At 67.2% G+C, this 21,486-nt stretch carries 19 protein-coding genes; 6 read left to right on the top strand and 13 right to left on the bottom strand.

What is annotated here, in order from left to right:
• Positions 1-145: 145 nt before the first annotated feature.
• From gltB to M0R88_RS13060, 3 genes are all read right to left on the bottom strand, one after another.
• Positions 146-4,891: a glutamate synthase large subunit gene (gene gltB / locus M0R88_RS13050; RefSeq protein ID WP_248653939.1), complete on the bottom strand. Its 4,746-nt coding sequence runs from the start codon at positions 4,889-4,891 to the stop codon at positions 146-148.
• A gap of 257 nt (positions 4,892-5,148) precedes the next feature.
• Positions 5,149-6,141, bottom strand: a complete 993-nt coding sequence (locus M0R88_RS13055; RefSeq protein WP_248653940.1) for a phosphotransferase family protein — start codon at positions 6,139-6,141, stop codon at positions 5,149-5,151.
• A 71-nt stretch (positions 6,142-6,212) separates the two neighbouring features.
• Complete coding sequence (locus tag M0R88_RS13060; protein ID WP_248653941.1) at positions 6,213-7,484, bottom strand: MFS transporter; 1,272 nt, start codon at positions 7,482-7,484, stop codon at positions 6,213-6,215.
• A 136-nt stretch (positions 7,485-7,620) separates the two neighbouring features.
• Between M0R88_RS13060 and M0R88_RS13065 the strand changes: the two genes are divergently transcribed.
• The gene (locus M0R88_RS13065; protein WP_248653942.1) at positions 7,621-7,761 is read left to right on the top strand and encodes a DUF7563 family protein; all 141 of its coding nucleotides are present in this window, start codon (positions 7,621-7,623) and stop codon (positions 7,759-7,761) included.
• A 79-nt stretch (positions 7,762-7,840) separates the two neighbouring features.
• Here the strand turns inward: M0R88_RS13065 and M0R88_RS13070 are convergent, their stop codons facing one another.
• The 6 genes from M0R88_RS13070 to M0R88_RS13095 form a co-directional block, all read right to left on the bottom strand.
• On the bottom strand, positions 7,841-8,881 hold the full coding sequence (locus tag M0R88_RS13070) for a 3-oxoacyl-ACP synthase (RefSeq protein WP_248653943.1): 1,041 nt from the start codon (positions 8,879-8,881) through the stop codon (positions 7,841-7,843).
• Complete coding sequence (locus M0R88_RS13075; RefSeq protein WP_248656708.1) at positions 8,878-10,005, bottom strand: branched-chain amino acid ABC transporter permease; 1,128 nt, start codon at positions 10,003-10,005, stop codon at positions 8,878-8,880. The genes M0R88_RS13070 and M0R88_RS13075 overlap by 4 nt, the downstream gene beginning before the upstream one ends.
• 190 nt (positions 10,006-10,195) lie before the next feature.
• A complete protein-coding gene (locus M0R88_RS13080; RefSeq protein WP_248656709.1) occupies positions 10,196-11,191 on the bottom strand; it encodes a branched-chain amino acid ABC transporter permease in 996 nt (331 codons plus the stop codon).
• An 82-nt stretch (positions 11,192-11,273) separates the two neighbouring features.
• Positions 11,274-11,972: an ABC transporter ATP-binding protein gene (locus tag M0R88_RS13085; protein ID WP_248653944.1), complete on the bottom strand. Its 699-nt coding sequence runs from the start codon at positions 11,970-11,972 to the stop codon at positions 11,274-11,276.
• Between the two features lie 298 nt (positions 11,973-12,270).
• Positions 12,271-13,098: an ABC transporter ATP-binding protein gene (locus M0R88_RS13090; protein ID WP_248653945.1), complete on the bottom strand. Its 828-nt coding sequence runs from the start codon at positions 13,096-13,098 to the stop codon at positions 12,271-12,273.
• A 3-nt stretch (positions 13,099-13,101) separates the two neighbouring features.
• Positions 13,102-14,532, bottom strand: a complete 1,431-nt coding sequence (locus M0R88_RS13095) for an ABC transporter substrate-binding protein (RefSeq protein WP_248656710.1) — start codon at positions 14,530-14,532, stop codon at positions 13,102-13,104.
• Between the two features lie 185 nt (positions 14,533-14,717).
• On the opposite strand from M0R88_RS13095, the gene M0R88_RS13100 reads away from it, so the two are divergent.
• A complete protein-coding gene (locus tag M0R88_RS13100) occupies positions 14,718-15,569 on the top strand; it encodes an SDR family NAD(P)-dependent oxidoreductase (protein ID WP_248653946.1) in 852 nt (283 codons plus the stop codon).
• A 74-nt stretch (positions 15,570-15,643) separates the two neighbouring features.
• On the opposite strand, the gene M0R88_RS13105 is transcribed toward M0R88_RS13100, so the two are convergent.
• The 3 genes from M0R88_RS13105 to M0R88_RS13115 all read right to left on the bottom strand — a co-directional run bounded on the left by M0R88_RS13105 (position 15,644) and on the right by M0R88_RS13115 (position 17,371).
• On the bottom strand, positions 15,644-16,261 hold the full coding sequence (locus M0R88_RS13105; protein ID WP_248653947.1) for a DUF7978 family protein: 618 nt from the start codon (positions 16,259-16,261) through the stop codon (positions 15,644-15,646).
• Positions 16,262-16,424: 163 nt separating this feature from the next.
• Positions 16,425-16,583, bottom strand: a complete 159-nt coding sequence (locus M0R88_RS13110) for a hypothetical protein (RefSeq protein ID WP_248653948.1) — start codon at positions 16,581-16,583, stop codon at positions 16,425-16,427.
• A gap of 86 nt (positions 16,584-16,669) precedes the next feature.
• Positions 16,670-17,371, bottom strand: coding sequence for a helix-turn-helix domain-containing protein (locus M0R88_RS13115; RefSeq protein ID WP_248653949.1), 702 nt, complete (start codon positions 17,369-17,371; stop codon positions 16,670-16,672).
• A gap of 189 nt (positions 17,372-17,560) precedes the next feature.
• Between M0R88_RS13115 and M0R88_RS13120 the strand changes: the two genes are divergently transcribed.
• From M0R88_RS13120 to M0R88_RS13135, 4 genes are all read left to right on the top strand, one after another.
• Entirely contained in the window at positions 17,561-18,394 is an 834-nt protein-coding gene (locus M0R88_RS13120; RefSeq protein WP_368409348.1) for an aldo/keto reductase, read from the top strand.
• A 78-nt stretch (positions 18,395-18,472) separates the two neighbouring features.
• Positions 18,473-18,976: an SHOCT domain-containing protein gene (locus M0R88_RS13125; protein ID WP_248653950.1), complete on the top strand. Its 504-nt coding sequence runs from the start codon at positions 18,473-18,475 to the stop codon at positions 18,974-18,976.
• 129 nt (positions 18,977-19,105) lie between these two features.
• Complete coding sequence (locus M0R88_RS13130) at positions 19,106-19,849, top strand: hypothetical protein (protein WP_248653951.1); 744 nt, start codon at positions 19,106-19,108, stop codon at positions 19,847-19,849.
• Between the two features lie 37 nt (positions 19,850-19,886).
• A complete protein-coding gene (locus tag M0R88_RS13135) occupies positions 19,887-20,078 on the top strand; it encodes a DUF7333 family protein (RefSeq protein ID WP_248653952.1) in 192 nt (63 codons plus the stop codon).
• A gap of 207 nt (positions 20,079-20,285) precedes the next feature.
• Here M0R88_RS13135 and M0R88_RS13140 read toward each other — a convergent pair whose 3' ends face one another.
• The gene (locus M0R88_RS13140) at positions 20,286-21,257 is read right to left on the bottom strand and encodes a phosphoadenosine phosphosulfate reductase family protein (protein WP_248653953.1); all 972 of its coding nucleotides are present in this window, start codon (positions 21,255-21,257) and stop codon (positions 20,286-20,288) included.
• Positions 21,258-21,486: the final 229 nt, after the last annotated feature.

The following is a 21,486-nucleotide window of genomic DNA, read 5'->3' on the forward strand; positions in this document are numbered from 1 at the left end:
AAATGACTGGTAGAGAAATATCTACCGTTCTCTGCGCCGCCTCGACCGCGGGCCGCGAGTTCATTCGCGGCCCGCGGTCGCCGCTCCGGGGAGAAAGTCGCGACCTTCGAGAGCCAGTTACTGCGCTGAAAAGCGCAGAACGCGGTCAGTCCGCGCCGCTCTGGACGACCCGACCGCTCTCCTCCCGACTCCACGCCTGCGAGGGCAGCGAGTTGCGTACATCCTTGCGGCCCTCCTCGGTCACGGCGCGCTCGTAGGCTTCGGGCATCACCTTCACGAACGAGGAGAGCGCCGCATCCCAGTCGGCCAGTAGCTCCGCGGCGCGCTCGCTGTCGGTGTAGGCCGCGTGGTTCTCCACGAGGCGGCGCAGAACATTCTCGTCGCGCTCCGAGAGCGAGGATTCGAGGTTGACCATGCCGGGGTTCACCTTCTCCGCGAAGTCGCCGCTCGCTCCGACGGTTTCACCGTCTCCGTCACGTTGCTCCTCCGGAGCAACGCCGTCCAGCACGTACGCCACGCCGCCGGACATCCCGGCGGCGAAGTTTCGGCCGGTCTCGCCCAGCACCGCGACGACGCCGCCGGTCATGTACTCGCAGCCGTGGTCGCCGACGCCCTCCACGACCGCCTTGACGCCGGAGTTGCGGACGCCGAAGCGCTCGCCGGCGACGCCGTTGACGTAGGCCTCGCCGCCGGTCGCGCCGTAGAGCGCGACGTTGCCGACGACGACGTTCTCGGTCGGGTCGTAGGCCGCCGAGTCGGGCGTCGAGACGGCGATGCGGCCGCCCGACAGCCCCTTGCCGAGGTAGTCGTTGGCCGCGCCCGTGAGGTGGAGGTCCACGCCCGACTGGAGGAACGCTCCGAAGCTCTGGCCCGCGGTGCCCCGGAAGTCCACCGAGAGCGTGCCGGTCGGCAGACCACCCTCGCCATGAATCTCGGAGATGCGGCCCGAGAGCATCGCGCCGACCGCGCGGTCCTCGTTGCCGACGTCGGTCTCGACGTGCGCGGGGTCGGCGTCTTCGACCGCCTCCTGGGCCAGCGCCAGCAGGTCCCGGTCGAGGTGGTCCTCGATTTCGTGGGTCTGCTCGCGGGTCTTGGTCCGCCGTGGCTCGTCGGGGTCGTAGTCGACGGGGTCGGCGACGATTCCCGAGAGGTCGAGTTCGCGGGCTTTCGGGTGGTCGGTCTCGCGCTGGTGGAGACACTCGACGCGCCCGACCATCCCCTCGATGGTCTCGAAGCCCAACTCGGCCATGATTTCGCGCAACTCCTGCGCGACGAACGTCATGTAGTTGACCACGTGGTCGGGTTCGCCGGGGAACCGCTCGCGCAGGTCCTCGCGCTGGGTGGCGACGCCGACCGGGCAGGTGTTCTCGTGGCACTGGCGGGCCATCACGCAGCCCGAGGTGACGAGGCTCGCGGTCCCGAAGACGTACTCCTCCGCGCCGAGCAACGCGGCGACGGCAACGTCCCGGCCGGTCTTCAGGCCGCCGTCCACGCTCACGCGAATCCGCGAGCGCAGGCCGGTCTCCCGGAGCATCTGGTTCGCTTCGGCGAGACCCAACTCCCACGGCAGGCCGGCGTGCTTGATGGAGGTCCGGGGACTCGCGCCGGTGCCGCCCGAGTGACCCGAAATGTGAACCACGTCGGCGTTGGCCTTCGCCACGCCCGCCGCGATGGTCCCGATGCCGTCCTCCGAGACCAGTTTCACGTTCACGTCGGCGTCGGGGTTCGCCGACTTGAGGTCGTAGACCAGTTGCTTGAGGTCCTCGATGGAGTAGATGTCGTGCTGTGGCGGCGGCGAGATGAGACCGACGCCCGGCGTCGCGTAGCGGACGTGGGCTATCATCTCGTTGACCTTGCTCCCCGGTAGGTGGCCGCCCTCGCCGGGCTTGGAGCCTTGAGCCATCTTGATCTGAATCTCGTCGGCGTTGGCGAGGTAGGCGCTCGTGACGCCGAACCGTCCGGAAGCGACCTGCTTGACGTTGCACTCCCGTTCGGTGCCGAACCGCTCGGGCGGTTCGCCGCCCTCGCCGGTGTTCGACTTCGCGCCCAAGCGATTCATGGCGACGGCGTTGTTCTCGTGGGCCTCGGGCGACAGCGACCCGAGGCTCATCGCCGCGGTGGAGAACCGCTTCACGATGGACTCGACCGATTCGACCTCCTCGACCGGAATCGACTCGCGGCCCGACGAGTCGAAGTCCAACAGTCCGCGCAAGGTTCGGGGACCGTCGTTGTGGTCGTCGGCGGCCGCGGCGAACTCGGCGTAGGTCTCGGGGTCGCCCTCCCGGACCGCGCGCTGGAGCGTCCCGACCGTCTCGGGGTTCCACTCGTGGCGGCGACCGTTCGAGCGATGCTCGAACTCGCCTTGGCGTTCGGGTTCGGGCGCGTCTTCGCTCTCGCCGCCCTCTTCACTCTCGCTTCCGGCGTCTCTATCGAACGCCTCGCGGTGACGCCGGCGAACCGCCTCCTCGACGCCCTCGACGCCGATGCCCTCGGTGCGGGCCGGGGTTCCCTCGAAGTACTCCTCGACGAACTCCGAGTCCAGCCCCACCGCCTCGAAGATCTGGGCACCGCGGTAGCTCTCGACGGTCGAGATGCCCATCTTCGACATCGTCTTCTGGAGCCCGTCTTCCAACGCCGCGACGTACGCCTCGACGGCCTCCGCCTCGTCGACGCCGTCGGGTCCGGCCACGATATCGGCGATGGACTCGAAGGCCAGCGTCGGGTTGACCGCGCCCGCCCCGTAGCCCACCAGACACGCGAGGTGGTGGACCGTCCGGGGGTCGCCCGACTCCACGACGAGACCGGTCCGGTTCCGGAGGCCGCGCCGGACGAGGTGGTGGTGGACCGCACCGGTCGCCAAAAGGCTCGGAATCGCCAGCCTGTCGGGACCCACGTCGCGGTCCGAGAGGACCAGAATCTCGGCACCGTCCTCGACCGCTTCGCCGGCCTCCTGCCGGACGCGCCGGAGTGCGGTTTCGAGGTCCGTTTCCGGGGCGTACGTCACGTCCACCGTCGCGGTCGGAATCTCGCCCTGCTCGCGCACGTCGGTCATCTCGGCGTCGGTCAGGACCGGCGAGTCCAGCACGAGTTGGCGGGCGTGGGCCGGCGATTCGTCCAGCAGGTTGCGCTGGTTGCCCAGCCGACTTTCGAGGCTGGTCACGCAGTCCTCCCGGAGGTAGTCGATGGGCGGGTTCGACACCTGCGCGAACAGTTGCTTGAAGTACGAGAACAGCGGCCGGTCGAACGACGAGAGGACCGACAGCGGCGTGTCGTCGCCCATCGACCCCACGGGGTCCTTGCCGGACTCGGCCATCGGTTCGAGGAGTTCGTCCAACTCGTCGCGGGTGTAGCCGAACGCGGTCTGGCGCTCGCGGAGGCTGGCGTCGAGGCGGGCGTCGGGCGTCGCCGAAGCGCGCGGGTCCGCATCAGCGTCGGCGTCGGCCACGGCGTCGAGTTGCACCTGCTCCTCGGCGACCCACTCGCCGTACCGCTCGTCGGTCAGGTCCGCGAAGACTTCCTCGTCGGGGATGACGCCGCCCTCGTCGGGGTCCGCCAGAAAGAGCTGGCCGGGTTCGAGCCGACCGCGCTCCCGAATCTCGCTCTCCGGGGTGTCGAGCGCGCCCGCCTCGCTGGCCATCACGAGGCGGTCGTCGGTCGTCACGTCGTACCGGCAGGGCCGCAGGCCGTTGCGGTCCAAGACCGCGCCGACGCGTTCGCCGTCGGTCGCGGCGACCAGCGCGGGACCGTCCCACGGTTCGAGCAGCGAGGCGTGGAAGTCGTAGAACTCCCTGCGCTCGTCGGCCATCCGTTCGTCCTTGCGCCACGCCTCGGGAACCATCAGCCGGAGCGCGTGGGGCAGGTCGCGCCCGCCCTGCAGGAGCAGTTCCAGCGAGTTGTCCACCGCGGCGGTGTCGCTCCCCTCGGGGTCGGCGACGACGGGCGTCACCTTCTCGGGGTCGAACGCGTCGGATTCGAGGTCGTTCTCCCGCGCTCGCATCCAGTTGACGTTCCCCCGGATGGTGTTGAACTCGCCGTTGTGAATCACGTTGCGGTAGGGGTGGGCGAGGTGCCACGCGCCGAGCGTGTTGGTCGAGAACCGCGCGTGGACCATCGCGAAGGTCGTCTCGAAGCGGTCGTCGCGCAGGTCCGGGAAGTACGCGGGCAGTTGCTCGCCCTTCAGCAGGCCCTTGTAGACGAGCGTCCGGCGGTCGAGCGAGCAGACGTAGAACCGGTCGGACCCCGCGAGGTCCACGCCCTCGACCGAGCGTTCGAGGACGCGCCGCGCGACGTAGAGGTCGCGGTCGAACGCCTCGGGGTCGAAGCCGTCGGCGTCGGGGTCGCCGGTCTCCCCGCGCCGGTCTCCCTCGCGGTCGCCCTCCGCTTCGGCCTCCGCCTCGTCCGCGGGCCGGACGAAGCACTGCCAGACGTCGGGTTCCGACTCCAGCGCGGTCCGCCCGAGGTCGGCGTCGCCGGTCGGGACGCGACGCCACGCGAACAGGTCCAATCCCTCGTCCGCGAGGACCGACTCGGAGAGCGACTGGAGGCGTTCGCGGGCGGTGTCGTCCTTCGGGAAGAACAGCGACCCGACCGCGTACGCGTCGGGGTCGGGCAGTTCGGCGTCGAGTTCGTCGGCGAAGAAGTCGTGGGGTTTCCGGAGGAGGACGCCCGCGCCGTCGCCCGTGTTCTCCTCCGCGCCGGTCGTGCCCCGGTGTTCGAGGTTCTCCAAGAGGTCGAGACCGTCGGCGAGTACGTCGTTGCCGCCTTCGCCCGCGAGGTCCATCACGACGCCGACGCCGCAGTTCGCGCGGTACTCCTCGGGGTCCGCGAGACGCGCGTCGTCGTCACCCGACCGCGGTCGCCGTCGGGACTCGGAAAGTGGGTACTCGGTCATGAATAAACCAAGCGCGAACCCCTACAAGAGGCTACTCCTGAATGACTAAGGACGTTTTAATACCAAATAAGGTGGTTAATATTCTTTGGACGCGCCGAACCACGGGTGAGGCGCGAGAGTATCTCGCAGAGCGACCGCCAGCGACCGGGGGCGTTCCACAACGCGGTCCCCGAGTCCGGTTCTCGCGTCCGAGTTCCGGAGTTCCCGTCGAGACCTCCGAAACCGAAACCCCCTCCCGAAATGGAATCACCCTCCCGTCACCGAATCGCCGCCAGTCGTCTATCCATCTCGGCCCGCACCTCCGCGGCCAACTCCTCGGTCGGGTCGTCGGCGCGGTGTTCCCACTTCTCGAAGAACCCCGAGGCTCCGAGGAAGGTCACGGCGTCGTAGACTGGTCGCCGAGCCTCGAACCCCTCGGGGAGCGACCCCGCCGTCTCGCGGTAGCCCGCGTGGAACGCCGAGACCAGCCGCTCCGGTCCGACGGACCGGAGCGGCCCGAACTGCAAGCGACAGGTCCGACGAAGCTCTCTGGCCGGGTCGCCGACGTGCGAAATCTCCCAGTCGAGGAGGCCGACGCGCTCGTCGCCGGTATCGAGTTCTGCGTGGACGCAGTTCGGGTGCGCGGGGTCGCCGTGGACCAGCGCGGCGGGCGCGCCGTCCAGCAGGTCGCGGTTCGCTTCCACCGCGGCGACGACCTCCTCGAAGTGGTGGTCGAACCGACCGTCGCCCGCGATGTCGGCCATTCGCTCGATTCGCTCCACGAGGACGTCGGTCCACGGACCGGTTTCGAGTTCGAGTCCGTCGGCGTCTCCGCCGACGACGTGACCGTGGCTCTCGAATCGGAGTTCGTGGAGGCGGGCCAGCGACCGGCCTATTTGCCGGGCGAGGCGGGCGTGGCGTTCCTCGTCGGCCTCCTCGTCGTACCACAGTTCCAAGCGGCGCTGGCCGTCCATCGCGGCGGTGGCGAGGTAGGGGACCTCGCCCGCCGTCTCGCTCGCCAAGACGGTCGGCACCGGCACCGACGAGCGAGTTCCCACGTACTCCATCACCGCCCGCTCGCGGGCGATTCGGGAGGCGTCGCCGTCCGCGGCGATTTTGAGATAAATTCGCTCGCGGTCGGCATCGTCGTCCGCGAACGCGACGGCGACGGTCTCGTTATTGTCGTTCCACGACGGCTCCGCGGCCTCGACGCTCTCGACCTCGCGGTCTGGAAACGCAGCGTCGAGAACCGACCGAATCCGTTCGTCCATGGCGAGCGGTCGCGGGCGTCCGAAAAGGAAGTTGCGGTAGTGTGGGACGGCTCGTCGGGGTCGGCCCAACGCTACCACTCGGTCAGCGCTTGTGCGCCGTAGTTGTGCGAGAGGACCCCGAGGAAGGTGAAGACGCCCGAGAAGGCGGCGGCTCCGCCGACGAAGAACACCCAGTCCATGTTCGCGGTCATCAGGGCACCGCCGAGCATCGGCGCGAGGACGCTGCCGGGTCTCCAGACCAGTTCCCGGATGCCGAAACTCGACGCGACGCTCCCGTCGTCGGTGCCCTCGTCGGCGAACAGCGCCATGCTCGCGGGTTCCCGGACGCTGTCGGCGACGCCCAGCAGGGCGTTGCAGGCCAGAAGCGGGAGGAAAGCGGCCGAGAGGTTCCCGAAGACGGGGAACGTGGCGGGAAGCCCGAGCGCGGTCCCGATTTCGGGCGTGAAGGGGACGACCAGCGCGACCAGTCCGTAGAGACCGCCGCCGACGAAGACGAACAGCGAGCGGCCGACGCGGTCCGAGAGGCGGCCGGTGAACGGTTGGAGGAGCATGTTCGTTACCTTCTCGGCCGCGAGGACGAAGCCGACCGCGAACGGCGCGTAGGCCAGTCCGCCCTTCGCCGCGGTGACGCCCGCGAAGATGGGCACCCACGTCCGGACGAGCGTGACCGCGACGGCGTACTGGGCGCGAAAGCTCGTCAGCGTGAGCAGGCGGCGGTTGAAGGCGAGTCCCGCGAAGGGGTTACCCCGGACCCGCGTCTCGTCCTCGTCCAGCAGGTACCAGACGCCGACCATCGCGGGCACGAGGAGCGCGACCAGCAGTGCGTACACCACGTCGAAACCGTCCACCCCGAGCCGTTCGCCCCACTCGTACAGGCCGCCCGCGGCGAGTCCGCCGAGGATGCCCGCGGCGAGTCGCCACGCGTTCGCTTTCCCGATGTGGTTGGCGCGTCCGTCGGGCGGCGAGAGTTCGCCGACGAGCGCCAGCGACATCAGACCCGACCCGGTGACGGCGACGCCTTGTAGCCCGCGGACGAGGATGAACTGCCACGACCCGGCGGCGGGCGTCGAGACGAGCGCGAACGCCACGTAGCTCACGACGCTCAGCCCGAGGACCGAGACGAGGACGAGGCGCTTGTCGCCCCGGTCGCCCGCCCACGCCAGCGGAATCGTGGCGAGCGTCTGGGCACCCGTGAACGCCGTCGTGAACAGGCCGACGACGAGCCCGGACGCCCCGAACAGCGTGATGTACTTCGGCAGGAGCGTCAGGAGCGTGACGAACCCGAACCCGGACGCGAACCGCGTCAGATAGAGCGCGTAGAACTGGAGTCTCTCGTCGTTCACACCGGAGACGTTCGCGGAGACGGAAAAGGAGTTTCGGAACGAAACAGTTTCTTCGCTCGCGCCGGCCGCCCCGCCAGAACGCGTGAGCCGCCGCTGTAGCCCCAAGAGTCAACTATCGCCGCGCCGAAACAACGCCATGCCCGAGTGCCAGAACTGCGGCGCGTTCGTCACCCAGGAGTTCGAGCGGGTCTTCGCCGGACGGGACGGCGAAGTTCACGGCTGTTTCGAGTGCAAGCAGAAGACCGCCATCAAGAACGGCGCGGCCACGCAGTCCTGACCGGGGGCGGCGGTTTCGGCGTCGCCCGTAGCAACGAGTTCGCTTCTCGCGGAAACACCGACGTAACCGAGCGTTCGCGCTATCCGTGCCACTCCAGCACGGTCGCGGCCCACGTGTAGCCCGTCCCCGCGGCGAGGAAGCAGACCACGTCGCCGCGCTCGACCAGTCCGCGCGCCAAGCCCTCGTCCAGTGCGAGAATCTGGTCCACGCTCTGGACGTGGCCGTACTCGTCGAGGTAGTAGTCCGCGGCGTCGAGTTTGCTCGTCAGGATGTCGTGGAACGACCGCTTCATGTGGGTCAGCGCCACGAAGTCGAGGTCGTCGCGGTCGTAGCCCGACCGGTGCAAGGCGTCGTCGGCGACCCGCTCGAAGTTCGGGAGGCTGGCGTCGGCCAGTCGCTCCTTCATGCCGTCGGGGTCGGGCACGTCGAGGGTGTGCAGGCCCTGCTCGACCGTGGTGTGGCTCGGCGGATTGCGGGACCCGCCCGCGGGCATGACGACGTCCTCCGAGAAACTGCCGTCCGTGACGGCGGCGCTCTCGCGGACGGTGGCCCGCGTGCGCGACTCGTCCGGATTCGCTTCCAGCACCATCGCGCAGGCTCCGCTCCCGAAGTTGAACATGAACGACGAGTCCTCGTTCTCGTAGTCCACGAGGTCCTCCTCGCGGCTCGCCGAGACCAGCAGTGCGGTCTCGGGCGCGTCGGCCAGCAGTTGGGACTTGGCCTGTCTGATGGCGAGGGGCGCGCCCGCACAGAGCGCGTAGCTCTCGACCGCGAAGGCCTCGTCGGCACCCAACCGCTCGGCGACGTTCGCCGCGGCGCTCCAGACCACGAAGTCCTTGAACTCCGACCCGTGGTAGAGGACCACATCGACCGCTTCGGGGTCTATTTCCGCGTCCGCGAGCGCGTCCTCGGCGGCTTTCACGCACATGTCCGTGGCGTGGTCGTCGTCGGCCGGGCAGACCCGCTTCTCGCGGACGCCCATCTTCTCGACCACGACCTCCTCGGGGATGCCGCTCTGGGCGGCTATCTCCTCGCCGGTGACGACCTCCTCGGGAACGTAGGTGCCGTAGCCGGTCAGCCCGACCGTGGCGCTCTCCTCGCTCGTTCGTCCCTCGCTCATTTCCCGTCACCTCGGAGTCGCGCCGCGACCTGCTTGCCGACCGGGCCGCCGAGGCGGTCCCGGACGGTGCCGAGCAGACCGTTGGGAACGAACAGGACGAACAGGACGAAGACGACGCCGATGTAGAGTTCGGCGTGGCCGTTCAGGAACGTGTCGATGGCCCGTCCGACCGTCAGTCCGTTCCAGAGTTCCGTCGTCATCGTCGCCTCGCCGAGATGTTCGCGGAGATAGGGCAGGAGTCCGCCGCCCTCGCCGGTCTTCGAGAGGAACTCGGTGACGCTCTCGTCGAACAGCCAGCCGTAGAGCGGGCCGGCCAGCGTGCCGAACCCGCCGATGATGGACGCCAGCAGTGCGTCGCCGGTCACGAGGAAGTAGAAGGTGCTCTCGGGCGAGACCGACCGCTGGAAGCCGGCGAACAGGCCGCCGGCCACCGCGGCGAAGAACGCCGAGACCGCGAACGCGCCGAGTTTGTACCAGAAGGTGTCGTAGCCCACGGCCTCGGCGCGCTCCTCGTTCTCGCGGATGGCGACCAGCACGCGGCCGAACGGCGAGTGGATGATGCGCTGCATGGCGAAGTAACAGACCAGCACGACGAGACCGATCATGTAGTAGGACACCTCGGTCGTCCCGAAGTTCAGGAAGCCGAGGAAGCCCTCCACGCTGTCGCCCGCGAGTTGCCCGATGGCGAGGTTCAGCGAGTCCACGCCGGGCACGCCGACGCTGAACGGGTCGGTGCGTTCGAGGACCGCGGGACCGTCACGCGGGTTCGAGGCGGCGTAGTCCCAGCCGCGGACGAACACGTACAGCACCTGCGAGAAGCCCAGCGTAATCATGGCGAAGTAGACTCCCGAGAGTCGGAACGACACCGCGCCGATGAGCAACGCGAGGACGACCGCGACGAGTCCAGCCAGCACGAGCAGGACGACGAACGACGTGCTCGTGGCGACGAACGGTATCTTCCCGTTCGACGCGAGGACGACGAAGTACGCCCCCGCGCCGTAGAAGGCCGCGTGGCCGAACGAGAGGTAGCCCGTGTAGCCGCTGATGAAGTCGAACGACATGGCGAACAGCCCGAAGTAGAGGACCGCTATCATCGTCTCCACGTCGGGCAGGAGGGTCACCATCTCGGAACTCAGCGGCGAGTTGACGAGCGCCGAATAGACGGCCGGGTAGGCCGCGAGCAAGGCGATGACCACGAGGTGTGCGGTCTGCTCGCGGGCGTAGCGCACGGGCCACGACGCCGCGGATTCGGTCTCGGGTTCGGGGTCGGTCTCCGCCGCGGTCGCGTCCGCGTCGGAGTCGGCGGTTTCTGCGCTAATGGCCGCCCACCTCCTCGACGCCGAACAGCCCCTGCGGGCGCAGGACGAGCATCACCACGAGGATGAGGAAGATGGTCATCTCGGGCAGGCCCGCGAAGTCGATCTCGTTGACGAACCACCACGTCATCGTGGCGTCGGTCATTCCGACGATGACCGCCGCGACGACGGTGCCCCGGAAGGTGCCGAGACCGCCGATGATGACGACCACGAACGCCGGGAGCAGGGTGTCCGCGGCGAGGGGAACGCTGGCACCCCACGCGGGGTCCCACATCAACAGCGTCCCGGCCGCGCCCGCCACGCCCGCACCCAAGGCGAAGACGACGGTGAACACCCGGCGCACGTCGATGCCCAGCGCCTCGGTCATCTCCGCGTCCTCGCTCCCGGCCCGGATTATCATGCCGTACCGCGTCCGGGTGAGGAACGCCCAGAGGCCCGCGACGGTCGCGGTCCCGAAGGCGATTTCGAACAGCGAGAGGCCGCTGACCGAGACGATGCCCAAATCGACCGACGCGGCGAGCGCACTCGGTTTCGTCCCGAGCGCGGACTGCCAGTCGCTGGACGGTTGCATCCCGTAGAACAGGACGGCGATGCGGACGAGTTCGTCCAGAATCAGCGTCAGCCCGAAGGTGAGCAGAATCTGGTAGACGGGCGGGCGGTCGTAGAGCCGTCGGATGAGTCCGACCTCCACGACGCCGCCCAGTCCCGCCAGTAGCGCGAACGTCGCGGCCAGCGCGACGAAGAAGAACAGCAGGTTCGCGCCGAAGCCGACGCCACCGCCGACGAGCGCGATCATTATCAGTCCGCCCAGATACGCGCCGATCATCGTCATCGAGCCGTGGGCGAAGTTCAGCACGCCCATCAGCCCGAAGATGAGCGTCAGGCCGCCGGCTATCATCACGTAGATGGCGGCCTTCGCCAGTCCGTCCACGAAGACGGCAGCCAGATTCTGCGGGCGCAGGAACCGTCCCAGCGCGTCCACGAACCCCGCCATCACGACGAGGTTCGCCAGCGTCGATTCGACTCCGGTCACGGGCGACACCTCCCGAGCGTCGCGCTCGCGAGCGATTCCTGTGTCATGCGCTGAGATACCTCCTGAGTCGTTCGTCGTCGGCCGAGGTCTCGTCGGCGTTCCCGGACTCGACGACCTGTCCGTTGTCCACGACGTAGAACCGGTCGGCCAAATCGAGCGCCAGCGGCAGGTTCTGCTCGACCAGCAGGATGGTCGTGTCCTCGGCGGCGTCGTTCAGGGCCTCGGCGACTCGCTCCACGATGAGCGGCGCGAGACCCTCGCTCGGTTCGTCCACCAGCAGGAGGTCGTTGTCGCCGACCAGTCCGCGCGAGAGCGCGAGCATCTGCTGTTGGCCGCCCGAGAGGTTCCCGGCGTCGCGGTCCTTGTGGTCCCGCAAATCGGGGAACGTCTCGAAGGCGCGTTCGACCGCCGCGCGAACGTCGTTGCCCTCAGGGACGGCGACCTTGACGTTCTCTTCGACGGACAACTGCGTGAAGATGCGCCGCTCCTCGGGAATCCAGCCGACGCCCCGGTCGGCGACCTCGTGGGTCGCCAGTCCGGTCACGTCTTCGCCGCGATAGCGGACCGCGCCCTCGCTGGGCGGGGTCAACTGGAGGATGGTCCGGAGCGTCGTCGTCTTGCCGACGCCGTTCCGACCCACCAGCGCGACCACCTCTCCCTCGCCGACTTCGAGCGAGACGCCTTCGAGGATGTGGCTCTCGCCGTAGTAGGTGTGAGCGTTCTCCACTTCGAGTAGCGTCACTTTGGAACCTCCCTTAGATTTCTTTGAGAAATAATCTTATTTTCCTTAGAAATGTGTAGGTTGTTGTTCTCGTGCGTGTCGTCGCTACGACTGCGAGAGGAAACGGCGGAGCCTCCGTCCGGAAAGCCCCCGCCCGCTCGCGGTCGCTCGGCGCGATGCGCCGCGCACCGCTCGCGTGACCGGCCCCTTTCGTCCACCCGGACGGCGGAACGTGAGGCCGAGCATCGGCTCGTGGTCGGTGTAGTCGAGCGCATCCCGGTGGTCCGTCGCACCGAGCGCGGGTCGCGGTCGGTCGCCGTCACGCCGTTCCCTCCTCCGCGTCGGTCCCGGCGTCCGGCGAGTCGGTCGCGGTCTCGTCGGCGTCGAGGCTTCCGGCCTCGTAGCCGCCGAGATACGCCTCCTGCACGGTCGGGTCGCCCCGCACTTCCTCGGGCGTGCCCTCCGCGATGACCGCGCCCTGATTCAGGACCACCACGCGGTCCGAGACGTTCATCACGATGTCCATGTTGTGCTCGACCAGCAGGACCGCGTGGTCCGTGGCGACGTCCTCGATGAGGTCGATGATGCGGTCCACGCTCTCGGAGGAGACCCCGGCGTTGGGTTCGTCCATGAGCAGCACGTCGGGGTCGCCCGCGAGCGCGATGCCGACCTCCAACTGGCGCTTCGCGCCGTGGCTCAGGCTCTCGGCCGCGGTGTCGGCCTCGTCCGCGAGACCGACGCGGTCGAGGATGGCGCGCGCTTCCTCGCGGTGGGCCTCGAAGGCCTTCGCGTTGCGCCAGAGCTTCGCGCCGTCGTTACTGGCGGCCTGCGCGGCGACGCGGACGTTCTCCAGCACCGTGCTGGTCGGAAATACGTTCGTTATCTGATACGAGCGGTGGAGACCGAGGTTCGCGGTCTCGTAGGGCGTGGCGTCGGTCACGTCGCGCCACCCGCCCGACTCGCGTCGGACCTCGACGGTTCCGCGGGTCGGGGTCAACACGCCCGTCAGCAGATTGAAGAACGTGGTCTTTCCGGCACCGTTGGGACCGATGAGCGAACACAACTCGCCGTCCTCCAGCGCGAAGTCCACGTCGTCGACGGCCGTGAGACCGCCGAACTCCTTCGTCAATCCCGAGGTTCGCAACATGGCCTACAGCGAGCAGTCCACGCCGCTCTTGGGAATCGTGGCTTCCTCGGCTCCGATGGTCGCCAGCGGTTCGCTGGGCATGATCGCGGCCTTCCAGCTGTCGGCCCACTCGTCGGTCGTCGGGACCGGGTTCGCCACGGTCATCGCCGACCGGGCCTGATTGTTGTACTTCTGGAAGGTGTAGGCGTTCTTCCCCTTCGGCGTCTCCGTGACGGTCATCCCGCGGAGCGCCTCCGCGATGTCCGCGCTCTGGGTCGAACCGCCGGCGTTGACCGCCTGCACGATGGCCGACGCGGCCGTGAACGTGCCCGAGGTGAACAGGTCCGGGACGACGCCGTACGTGCTGGTGTAGGTGTCCACGAACTGGCTGTTGATGTCGTTGTCGTACTGGTTCCAGTGGTAGCGCGTCGTGAACGGGCCGAGACCCGTCTTCGAGAGCTTCTCCTTCGTGAGCGGCTTGCCCAGCGCCTTCTGGAGCGTCTGGCCGACGACGCTGTTGGTGATCTGGGTGGCGAAGCCGCCGAACACGCGGTAGTCGTAGCTACCGTTGAGGAACGAGGTGAACAGTTTCGGCAGGGTGGCGACGGTGAACCCGCCGACGATGCCCTCCGCGCCCGCGCTCTGGGCGTTGTCGAGCAGCCCCTTCCACTCCGAGTACCCCTGTGGGACGAACTTCTTGCCGACGATTTCGACGCCCTCGTCCTTGAGGACCTGCTCGTAGTTGTTGACGACCGCCTTGCCGAACGAGTAGTCCGCGCCGAACAGGTACACCTTCGAGACGTCCGACTGGTTGGCGACGTACTTCCCGCCCGAGCGGGCGTCCATCGCGGTGTTCTCGCTCGCGCGGAAGACCATGTTCCCGCAGGTCTCGGAGCTACTCGTGATGCCCGCGGAGGCCGCCGGACCGACCATGTAGGGGACTTGGGCCTGTTTCGCTACCGTCTTGATGACGCGGCTGGCCGCTCCGGAGGAGGCACACCCGAACAGCATGTCCACCTCCTCGTTCATCACGAGGTCGGTCGCCAGCGACTGGGCCTTCTTCGCGCTGAACTGGGTGTCCCGGACGACGAGTTCGTAGTCCACGTCGCCGACCGTGACGGTCTTTTTGCCCGTGCTGGCGTCGCCGATGGGGTCGGTCCCGGCCTTGTGCGCGAGGCCGGAGTAGAACCCCCAGAGCGCCTGCTGGCCGTAGTACTTCAGGTCGCCCGACGTCGGCTGAAGGACGCCGAGTTTCACTTTGCCCGAGACCGATGCCTGCTCCGTCGTCGTCGCCGTGGTTTCGGTCATGCCGCTCTCCGTCGTCTCTTCGGCCGCGGTCGTACTCGTAGTCGTCGTACTCTGTCCACCGTCGCCGCCGGTACAACCGGCGAGTCCCGCCGCCCCGGTCGCGCCGAGCGCGGTGAGCCATCGTCGTCGTGAAACGCTGTCATCCACCATAACAGATTGGAGTGATACGTCCTATCCGGCAAATACTGCGGGGTTAACATGTGAACGACCGCCGTCGGTTCGTCGCCGGTCCGTCGTCGGTCGGCCCTCGGTCCGTCCCGGACCGGGCCTCTGTCGGTCGGTTTCACGCGTTAACCTGCGGTTTTTCAACGACGGCGCGACTGTCTTCGCGCATGTCCGACGAAGTGACACCGCCGGAGTTCGCGCCCGAAGACGCCCTCGTCGTGGACGACGACCGGTTCGCGCCCGAGAACGTCGCGCTCGTCACGGGCGCAGCCTCGGGCATCGGGCGCGCGACGGCGCTCGTGCTGGCGGAGAACGGCCTGACCGTGGTCGCCACCGACGTAGACGAGGACGGCCTCGCCGAGACCCGCGAGAGGGCCGCAGACCACGACCTACGGGGCACCGTCGAGACCGTCGCGGGCGACCTGCGGGAAGGCGTGCCCGACATCGTGGACGCGGCGACCGACCGCGGAAACGTCGCCTTCCTCGCCAACGTCGCGGGGATGCAACACATCGACCCCATCGAGGAGTTCCCGATGGAGGCCTACGACCGGATGCAGGAAGTCATGGTGCGCGCGCCGGTCCAGTTGTCCAAGGAGTGTCTGCCTCACATGCGCGAGAACGGCTTCGGTTGCGTCGGCAACATGGCGTCGGTCCACGGCCACTACGTCACCAGCGACAAGGTGGCCTACAACGTGGCGAAGTTCGGCATCCGGGGTCTCACCCAGTCTCTCGCCGCCGAGAGCGAGGCGACCGACGCCGACGTTCGCGCGTTCTCGGTCAGCACGGGCTACGTGAAGACGCCGCTCGTCACCGACCAGATTCCCGACACCGCCGAACAGCGCGGCATCTCCGTTCGGGAGGTCGTCGAGGACGTGATGCTCGGCCAGTCGCGTAGTAGGGAGATGATGACGCCCGTCGAGGTCGCCAACCTGTTCGCGTTCGGCTTCTCGAAACACGCCAGCCACCTCAACGGCGGCGACCTGCGCTTCGACGACGGGATGACACTGACCTACGAGTAGCAGTGGTCGGTAACGAGATTTCGTCGATAGCGGTTCGGCGGGGCGGTTCGGGGTGTGCCGGATGACGAACCGACCTACCGGAGCGACGGACCCGACCGCAAGCGCTCGATGGTAGCCGTGAGAACGGGTGATTGGCCCAGCAACGCGCCGAGCGACCCGAAGACGAGCGGCGCGAGGACGACGAGAAGTAGCCACCTGCCGCCGAGGTACTGTCTGAGCGGTGCGATGCTCGCAGATGCGGCCACGGGACCGAGCGCGCCTGCGAACGCGACCGACGATAGCAGCACGGCGAACAGATACCCCGGAACCATGTACGCGCCGACGCTCACCGGGACGGGCGAGGAGCGACCCCTCGCGGTCACTGCCACCCCGACCAGTAGGCACGCTACCACCGGGACGAGTCCCAGCCATCCGGGGAGTATGCCGAGCCAGAGCGCTCCCTCGTAGACGAAGTTTCCGGTGTTCCGCACGGCGGCGACGTCGACGGAAATCCCGTGGGCGTTCAGCGTGAACCAGCCGACGGCCTGCCACAGCGGACTCCCGGCCGAGTGGTACACGTCGAGGATGGCTGCGCTGTACGAGCCCTGCACGAGATACCGGCCGAGTCGGGGGACGGTCACCAGTCCGGTCAGGACGTACGAGACGACGTAGGCGAGCGCGCCGGCAGCGATGCGACGGAGGGCGGTTCGCATACGAAAGTTCCATCTTTGATATCCGTATAAGCCTTGTGACGTTGGAACCGCTGGTATCCGTCGAACACCACCGACTGAGTAAAACAGCCGAATCAGTCACGGACTGAACACTGGACGAAGAAATCGTACTACCAGCTATCAGTACCGGTACGACTGTCTCAAATCACTTCCCGCCGCTCTCTGGCAGGACGTGTTCGACCTTCTCGAAGGGGAGCCAGCCGACGTTCCGGCCGTGGCTGTCCTTCAGAATCAGTCCCTCGCGGCCCTCCTCGAAGGCGTCGCAGGTGACGGACGGTCCGTCGGTGCGTTCGACTCGTGGCATAGCGGAGAGTGGACAAGCAGGCTACAAAAACCTATCCCGCGACGGCGGCCTCCGAACTGCCCGGTCGGTCCCGGCCGCGCCCCCGATTATTCCAGTTCGTCCAGCGCTTCCACCACACGCTGAATCATCTTCTGCTGGCCACGCCGGAGGTTCTTCGACACCGCGGGTTTGGACACGTCGAACTCGTCGGCGAGGTGGCCGAGCGTCGCGCCCCGCGGATTCTCGAAGTAGCCGTCCGAGACGGCGGTCTCCAGCGTCTCGCGCTCCACGTCCGAGAGGTCCCGACACCCCTCGATGAGCGTCATCGCGGCCCCGGCGTTCTGCACGAAGTCCTGCATCTGGGGGAGTTCCGTGTTCTTCCGGTCGATGACCTCGTACTCGTTGCCCCGGTCCAGTTCCGAGAGCGTCGTGTCGGTCTCCTTGATGCCGTCGAAGCCGACGTGCCAGACTTCGCTCCCCTCCTCGATGTGGAAGGGACCGGTGATGTAGCCGTCGTTGTCCCGAACCGTCTCCATCGCGTCGGTCTCGCCGATGACCGTCCGGATGTGGGCGACGTTGTCCCGGCGGGTCAACAGGGCGTAGTCGTGCATGTTCTCGTGGTCCCGCAGGGTCGAGAGACCGTCCGAGAGCGCCCCGCGGCTCTCGCCTTCGACCATCATCCGCGTCTCGAGTCGGTCGTTCACCCTGTCGAAGTCCCACTGGATGGCCGAGAAGCCGACCGCGTGGTCGTCGGTAGTGTCGATGAACGGGCAGTCGTACTGCTCCATGTCCATCGTGATATCTATCATAGGATATCTTTGCTATTGAACCCCATACGGCAGATAGGTTAAAAGAGTTTTCTTCGCTTTCGGCGCTCGGCTCCGGAAACTGTAGCGGGGCGGCTCCGGGACGAAACTCGCCGAATCGTCTCGGGCGGGAACACAGAGATTTCCGACGCCGAAACCACTTTCCTCGCGCTCGCCCAATCTGAACACGCTATGGCTCAACGCGAGGAACTCGACGACGCGCAGCTACTGGACGGAATGCCCCGACTCGGTCTCGGCACGTGGGAGAACACCGACGCCGAGACCTGCGCCGAGAGCGTCCGACAGGCGCTCGACATGGGGTACCGCCACATCGACACCGCCCAAGCGTACGACAACGAGGAGCACGTCGGCGAGGGCATCGCGAACGCCGACGTGGACCGCGAGGACGTCTTCCTCGCAACGAAGATCTGGACGAGCAACCTCTCGCACGACGACGTGATTCACACCGCGAAGGAGAGCCTCGACAAGCTCGGTACCGACTACGTGGACCTGCTGTACGTCCACTGGCCCGCCAACGAGTACGACCCCGAGGACACCCTGTCGGCGTTCGACCAGCTCTACGACGACGGTCTCATCGAGAACGTCGGCGTCTCGAACTTCGAGCCGCGCCATCTGGACGAGGCCCAGGACGTCCTCGACGCGCCGGTGTTCGCCAATCAGGTCGAGATGCACCCGCTGCTCCCGCAGGACGAACTGGTCGAGTACGGCCAAAACAACGACGTGAACCTCGTAGCGTACTCGCCGCTGGCCCGCGGGCAGGTCTTCGACGTGCCCGAAATCGAAGAGGTCGCCGAGAAACACGACGCCTCTCCCGCGCAGGTCAGCCTCGCATGGCTCCTCCAGCGCGACGGCGTGGCCGCGATTCCGAAGGCCTCCAGCGAAGACCACATTCGGGACAACTGGGGCGCGCTCGACCTCGAACTGGACGACGAGGACGTCGAGAAGATAGAGAGCATCGACCGGCGCGAGCGGCAGGTGGACCCCGACTTCGGCCCGTGGAACTGACTCGGTAGTCCGCTTCCGAATTCCGTTCTCTCTCGTCAAACAAAATACTTTACTGACGGGTATCCGATTGGTCGGACGATGAACGAGTCACCCGACCACTCCACCTTCCGCGCCCTCCACCGACTCGTGGAACACTACACGTCCGACGGGACGCTCGGACGGACGCTGCTCGGCGGGACCGCCCTGCTCCTCGCGCCGTTCCTGTTCCTCGGCGCGTCGTCGATTCTCTTCGGCGGGACGACCTATCTTCCCGTCGCGTTCTTCGGACTGGTCTCGTTCGTCGTCAGCGTCCCGACGTTCTTCGTCGGGTTACTGACCCTCTGGCCGGTGTACCTCTCGCTCATCGGCAACGTCGAGTCCCCCGAACTGTACCCCGACGGCGCGAGTACGCCGGAGTCCGACGGCGAGCGCGAGAGCGCGGAGGCGATTTTGAAACGCCGGTACGCCGCCGGGGAACTCTCCCGCGAGGAGTTCGAGCGCCAACTCGACGCGGTGATGGAGACCTCGGGCGGCGACGGCGAACGTGCAACCTCCCGCGACCGGCCCCGCGACGAACGCCGCGAGCGCGTCCGAAATCGCTGACTCGGGTCCGTCGGCCGACGTTCGGTTTCCGACTCCGAGGAATCGCGCGTCCGACGACCTGCCAGCCCGTTTTCATCTCTCGGGACGACCCCCAAAACTTCATATTGGCCGTAACGTACTAAAATGCAGATGCACGGCGGAACGAGCAACACCGGTCTCGTCGGGGCGATTCGGTACGACATACAACGACTGCACGAGAGTTGGATGGCGCTGTTCTTCCCGCGCCAGCGGAGCGACCAGGGTGGCGTCCTCGGCAAGTGGGAACCCTCGACCACCTCCGGGCGCGTCGCCTACCGGGGGTGGAGCGCGGTCGGCACGGCGGTCGTCGCGCTCCTCTACCCCCTGACGCTGTTCGGGTTCGCGGCGCGGTACTACACCCGGAAGATAGACGGGACGGCGACCCGACTCGGCGTGGTCGGCGTCCTCCTCCTGTCCCTGCTGGTTTGGGGCGGCCTGACGGCGCTCGCGCGACTCCGGTTCTCGACGGACGGCTTTCTGGCGGTCGGGGCCGCCGGCGGGGTCGCCACCGTGGCGGCCGTGCTGGCGTACCTCTCGGGGACGCGGGGCGGACGCTTCAGCACGGTCCTGCTGGCCTACCCGTTCGCCATGACCGCCATCTTCCTGCCGCCGGTCGTCGCGGCGCTCTACTCGCCGACGCTCTCGGAGGTCATCTTCCCCAAGAGTTACACCCTCGCGGTCTGGTTGCTCGACAACCCGCTCGACCTCTGGGGCATCAACACCTACCTGCGCGAGCAGTTCACGCTCGAAGGCGCGAACTACGCGGCGATGTGGTTCGGCCTGTCGGTCCCGACCGGGTGGCTCCTCGGGTTGCTCGTCACGCTGGCCGACGTGGTTCGACCGAAAGGGGAGTAGAGCAACGTTTTTGCCCTTCTCGTCCCGAGAGTCGGGTATGGAGTTTAATTTGCCCGTGACCGCCGCGATACTGGTCGGAATCGTCGCGCTCGGAACGGCCGCGCTCATCGGGATGGAGGTCATGGCCACGACGACGGTGTTGATGATGGTGACGCCCTCGATGCTGGTGTTCGGCGCGATAGCGCTCTTCGTCGGGATCAAGCACGGCGAGTACCGGGCGACGCGATAAGTCCGAAAAAAGAACGACGGCGACTCGGCCCGACTCACTTCTGCGGTCGTCCGACCCTACCCGGAGTCACGATAGACGACCGCGAAGCCAGCGATAACGCGGCACGGAGGGCCGCGACACGCGAGTGGCGAGCCGCGAGCGAGCGGACCGAAGCGTCCCTCGAAGTCGCGCGACGGAGGCGCGCGGGAAGGGGGTAACGGCGTGTGTTTACATGTAGCCGAGGTCGCGCAGGCGCTCCATCAGGTCCTCTTTGTCCTGGGCGCGGCCCGCGCGCTCGGTCGTGTCTTCGAGGTCCTGCAACCACGCAGGCTCTTCGTCGGACTTCTCGGTGCTGACCTCGCTACCGAGCGAGCGGAATCCGGCGAAGTACTTGGGGCTGACCGGGATGTCGTCCTGCGTCAGACCGTTCGGCAGGTCGTCGTCGGCTTCCGGGACGTAGCCGTCGTCGGGGTACTCCTCGACGGTGTCCGGCACGACGTAGTGCCAGAAGGTGTCCCAGACCGCGCGCTCGTCGAACTGGAGAATCGGCTGAACGCGGTCGTGGGGCGGGTAGATGTCGGGATCGTGGCGCGGGGAGAAGAACGTCTCGTCCGCGCGGGCCTCCTGCTCGTCCCAGCGGACGCCGGAGATGATGCCGTCGATGTCGAGTTCCTCGATGGTGTCGTTGAGCGCGACGGTCTTCAGCAGGTGGTTGCCGACGTAGGTGTCGAGCAGGAACGGGAAGGTGTCCTCCTCGTACTCCAGGATGTCGCGGACGTGGTGCTGGTTGTGCTCGTTCAGCGCGTCGATGGGGATGTCGTCGCCCGGTTCGAGGTCGTTCTCCTCGGCGTAGTCGCCCACGTCGTCGTTGCTCGCGTAGACGACGTCGAGGTCCCACTCGTCTTCCCACTTGGCGACGAAGTCGTGGATCTCGTCGAAGTGCTGGAAGTGGTCGATGAACACCGCAGTCGGCGTTTCGAGGTCGAACTTCTCGGCGACTTCTTTGATGAAGTAGAGCGTGAGCGTCGAGTCCTTGCCGCCGGTCCACATCACGGCCGGGTTCTCGTACTCTTCGAGACCCTGCCGGGTCACGTCGATGGCCTTCTCGATCTTGTGCTCCATCGAGGCGTAGTCCTCGGGGTCCTCGCCTTCGCCGTCACTGTAGTCTACGTCTACGTAGTTCGGGAAGTCTTCGGGCATCGTTCGTAATTACATCTAATTACGACCGTAAAGTGTTTTTCGGCTCTCCACGCTCGCAGGCTCCACCAGCGAACGCGAAAGCGGCGTCTACCGGCGTCTCAGGCCCGAGTTGGTGTGACAGAGTAGCGTGGTAAAAAGGGACACGAACGCGAACGACCCGGCGAAAATTTCGGGGGATTGCAGTCGGCCCGGCCACCTCTTCAACGTCGTGCGCGACTTCGCAGACCGA

This window comes from Halorussus gelatinilyticus (assembly GCF_023238445.1).
GTDB lineage: Archaea > Halobacteriota > Halobacteria > Halobacteriales > Haladaptataceae > Halorussus > Halorussus gelatinilyticus.

What these genes read in the sequence shown, in the direction of transcription:
- gltB (WP_248653939.1), bottom strand. Translation starts at nt 4,891, where the DNA reads ATGACCGAGTACCCACTTTCCGAGTCCCGACGGCGACCGCGGTCGGGT.
- M0R88_RS13055 (WP_248653940.1), bottom strand. Translation starts at nt 6,141, where the DNA reads ATGGACGAACGGATTCGGTCGGTTCTCGACGCTGCGTTTCCAGACCGC.
- M0R88_RS13065 (WP_248653942.1), top strand. Translation starts at nt 7,621, where the DNA reads ATGCCCGAGTGCCAGAACTGCGGCGCGTTCGTCACCCAGGAGTTCGAG.
- M0R88_RS13070 (WP_248653943.1), bottom strand. Translation starts at nt 8,881, where the DNA reads ATGAGCGAGGGACGAACGAGCGAGGAGAGCGCCACGGTCGGGCTGACC.
- M0R88_RS13075 (WP_248656708.1), bottom strand. Translation starts at nt 10,005, where the DNA reads ATGGTGACCCTCCTGCCCGACGTGGAGACGATGATAGCGGTCCTCTAC.
- M0R88_RS13080 (WP_248656709.1), bottom strand. Translation starts at nt 11,191, where the DNA reads ATGGCGGGGTTCGTGGACGCGCTGGGACGGTTCCTGCGCCCGCAGAAT.
- M0R88_RS13090 (WP_248653945.1), bottom strand. Translation starts at nt 13,098, where the DNA reads ATGTTGCGAACCTCGGGATTGACGAAGGAGTTCGGCGGTCTCACGGCC.
- M0R88_RS13100 (WP_248653946.1), top strand. Translation starts at nt 14,718, where the DNA reads ATGTCCGACGAAGTGACACCGCCGGAGTTCGCGCCCGAAGACGCCCTC.
- M0R88_RS13105 (WP_248653947.1), bottom strand. Translation starts at nt 16,261, where the DNA reads ATGCGAACCGCCCTCCGTCGCATCGCTGCCGGCGCGCTCGCCTACGTC.
- M0R88_RS13110 (WP_248653948.1), bottom strand. Translation starts at nt 16,583, where the DNA reads ATGCCACGAGTCGAACGCACCGACGGACCGTCCGTCACCTGCGACGCC.
- M0R88_RS13115 (WP_248653949.1), bottom strand. Translation starts at nt 17,371, where the DNA reads ATGATAGATATCACGATGGACATGGAGCAGTACGACTGCCCGTTCATC.
- M0R88_RS13120 (WP_368409348.1), top strand. Translation starts at nt 17,561, where the DNA reads ATGGCTCAACGCGAGGAACTCGACGACGCGCAGCTACTGGACGGAATG.
- M0R88_RS13125 (WP_248653950.1), top strand. Translation starts at nt 18,473, where the DNA reads ATGAACGAGTCACCCGACCACTCCACCTTCCGCGCCCTCCACCGACTC.
- M0R88_RS13130 (WP_248653951.1), top strand. Translation starts at nt 19,106, where the DNA reads ATGCACGGCGGAACGAGCAACACCGGTCTCGTCGGGGCGATTCGGTAC.
- M0R88_RS13135 (WP_248653952.1), top strand. Translation starts at nt 19,887, where the DNA reads ATGGAGTTTAATTTGCCCGTGACCGCCGCGATACTGGTCGGAATCGTC.
- M0R88_RS13140 (WP_248653953.1), bottom strand. Translation starts at nt 21,257, where the DNA reads ATGCCCGAAGACTTCCCGAACTACGTAGACGTAGACTACAGTGACGGC.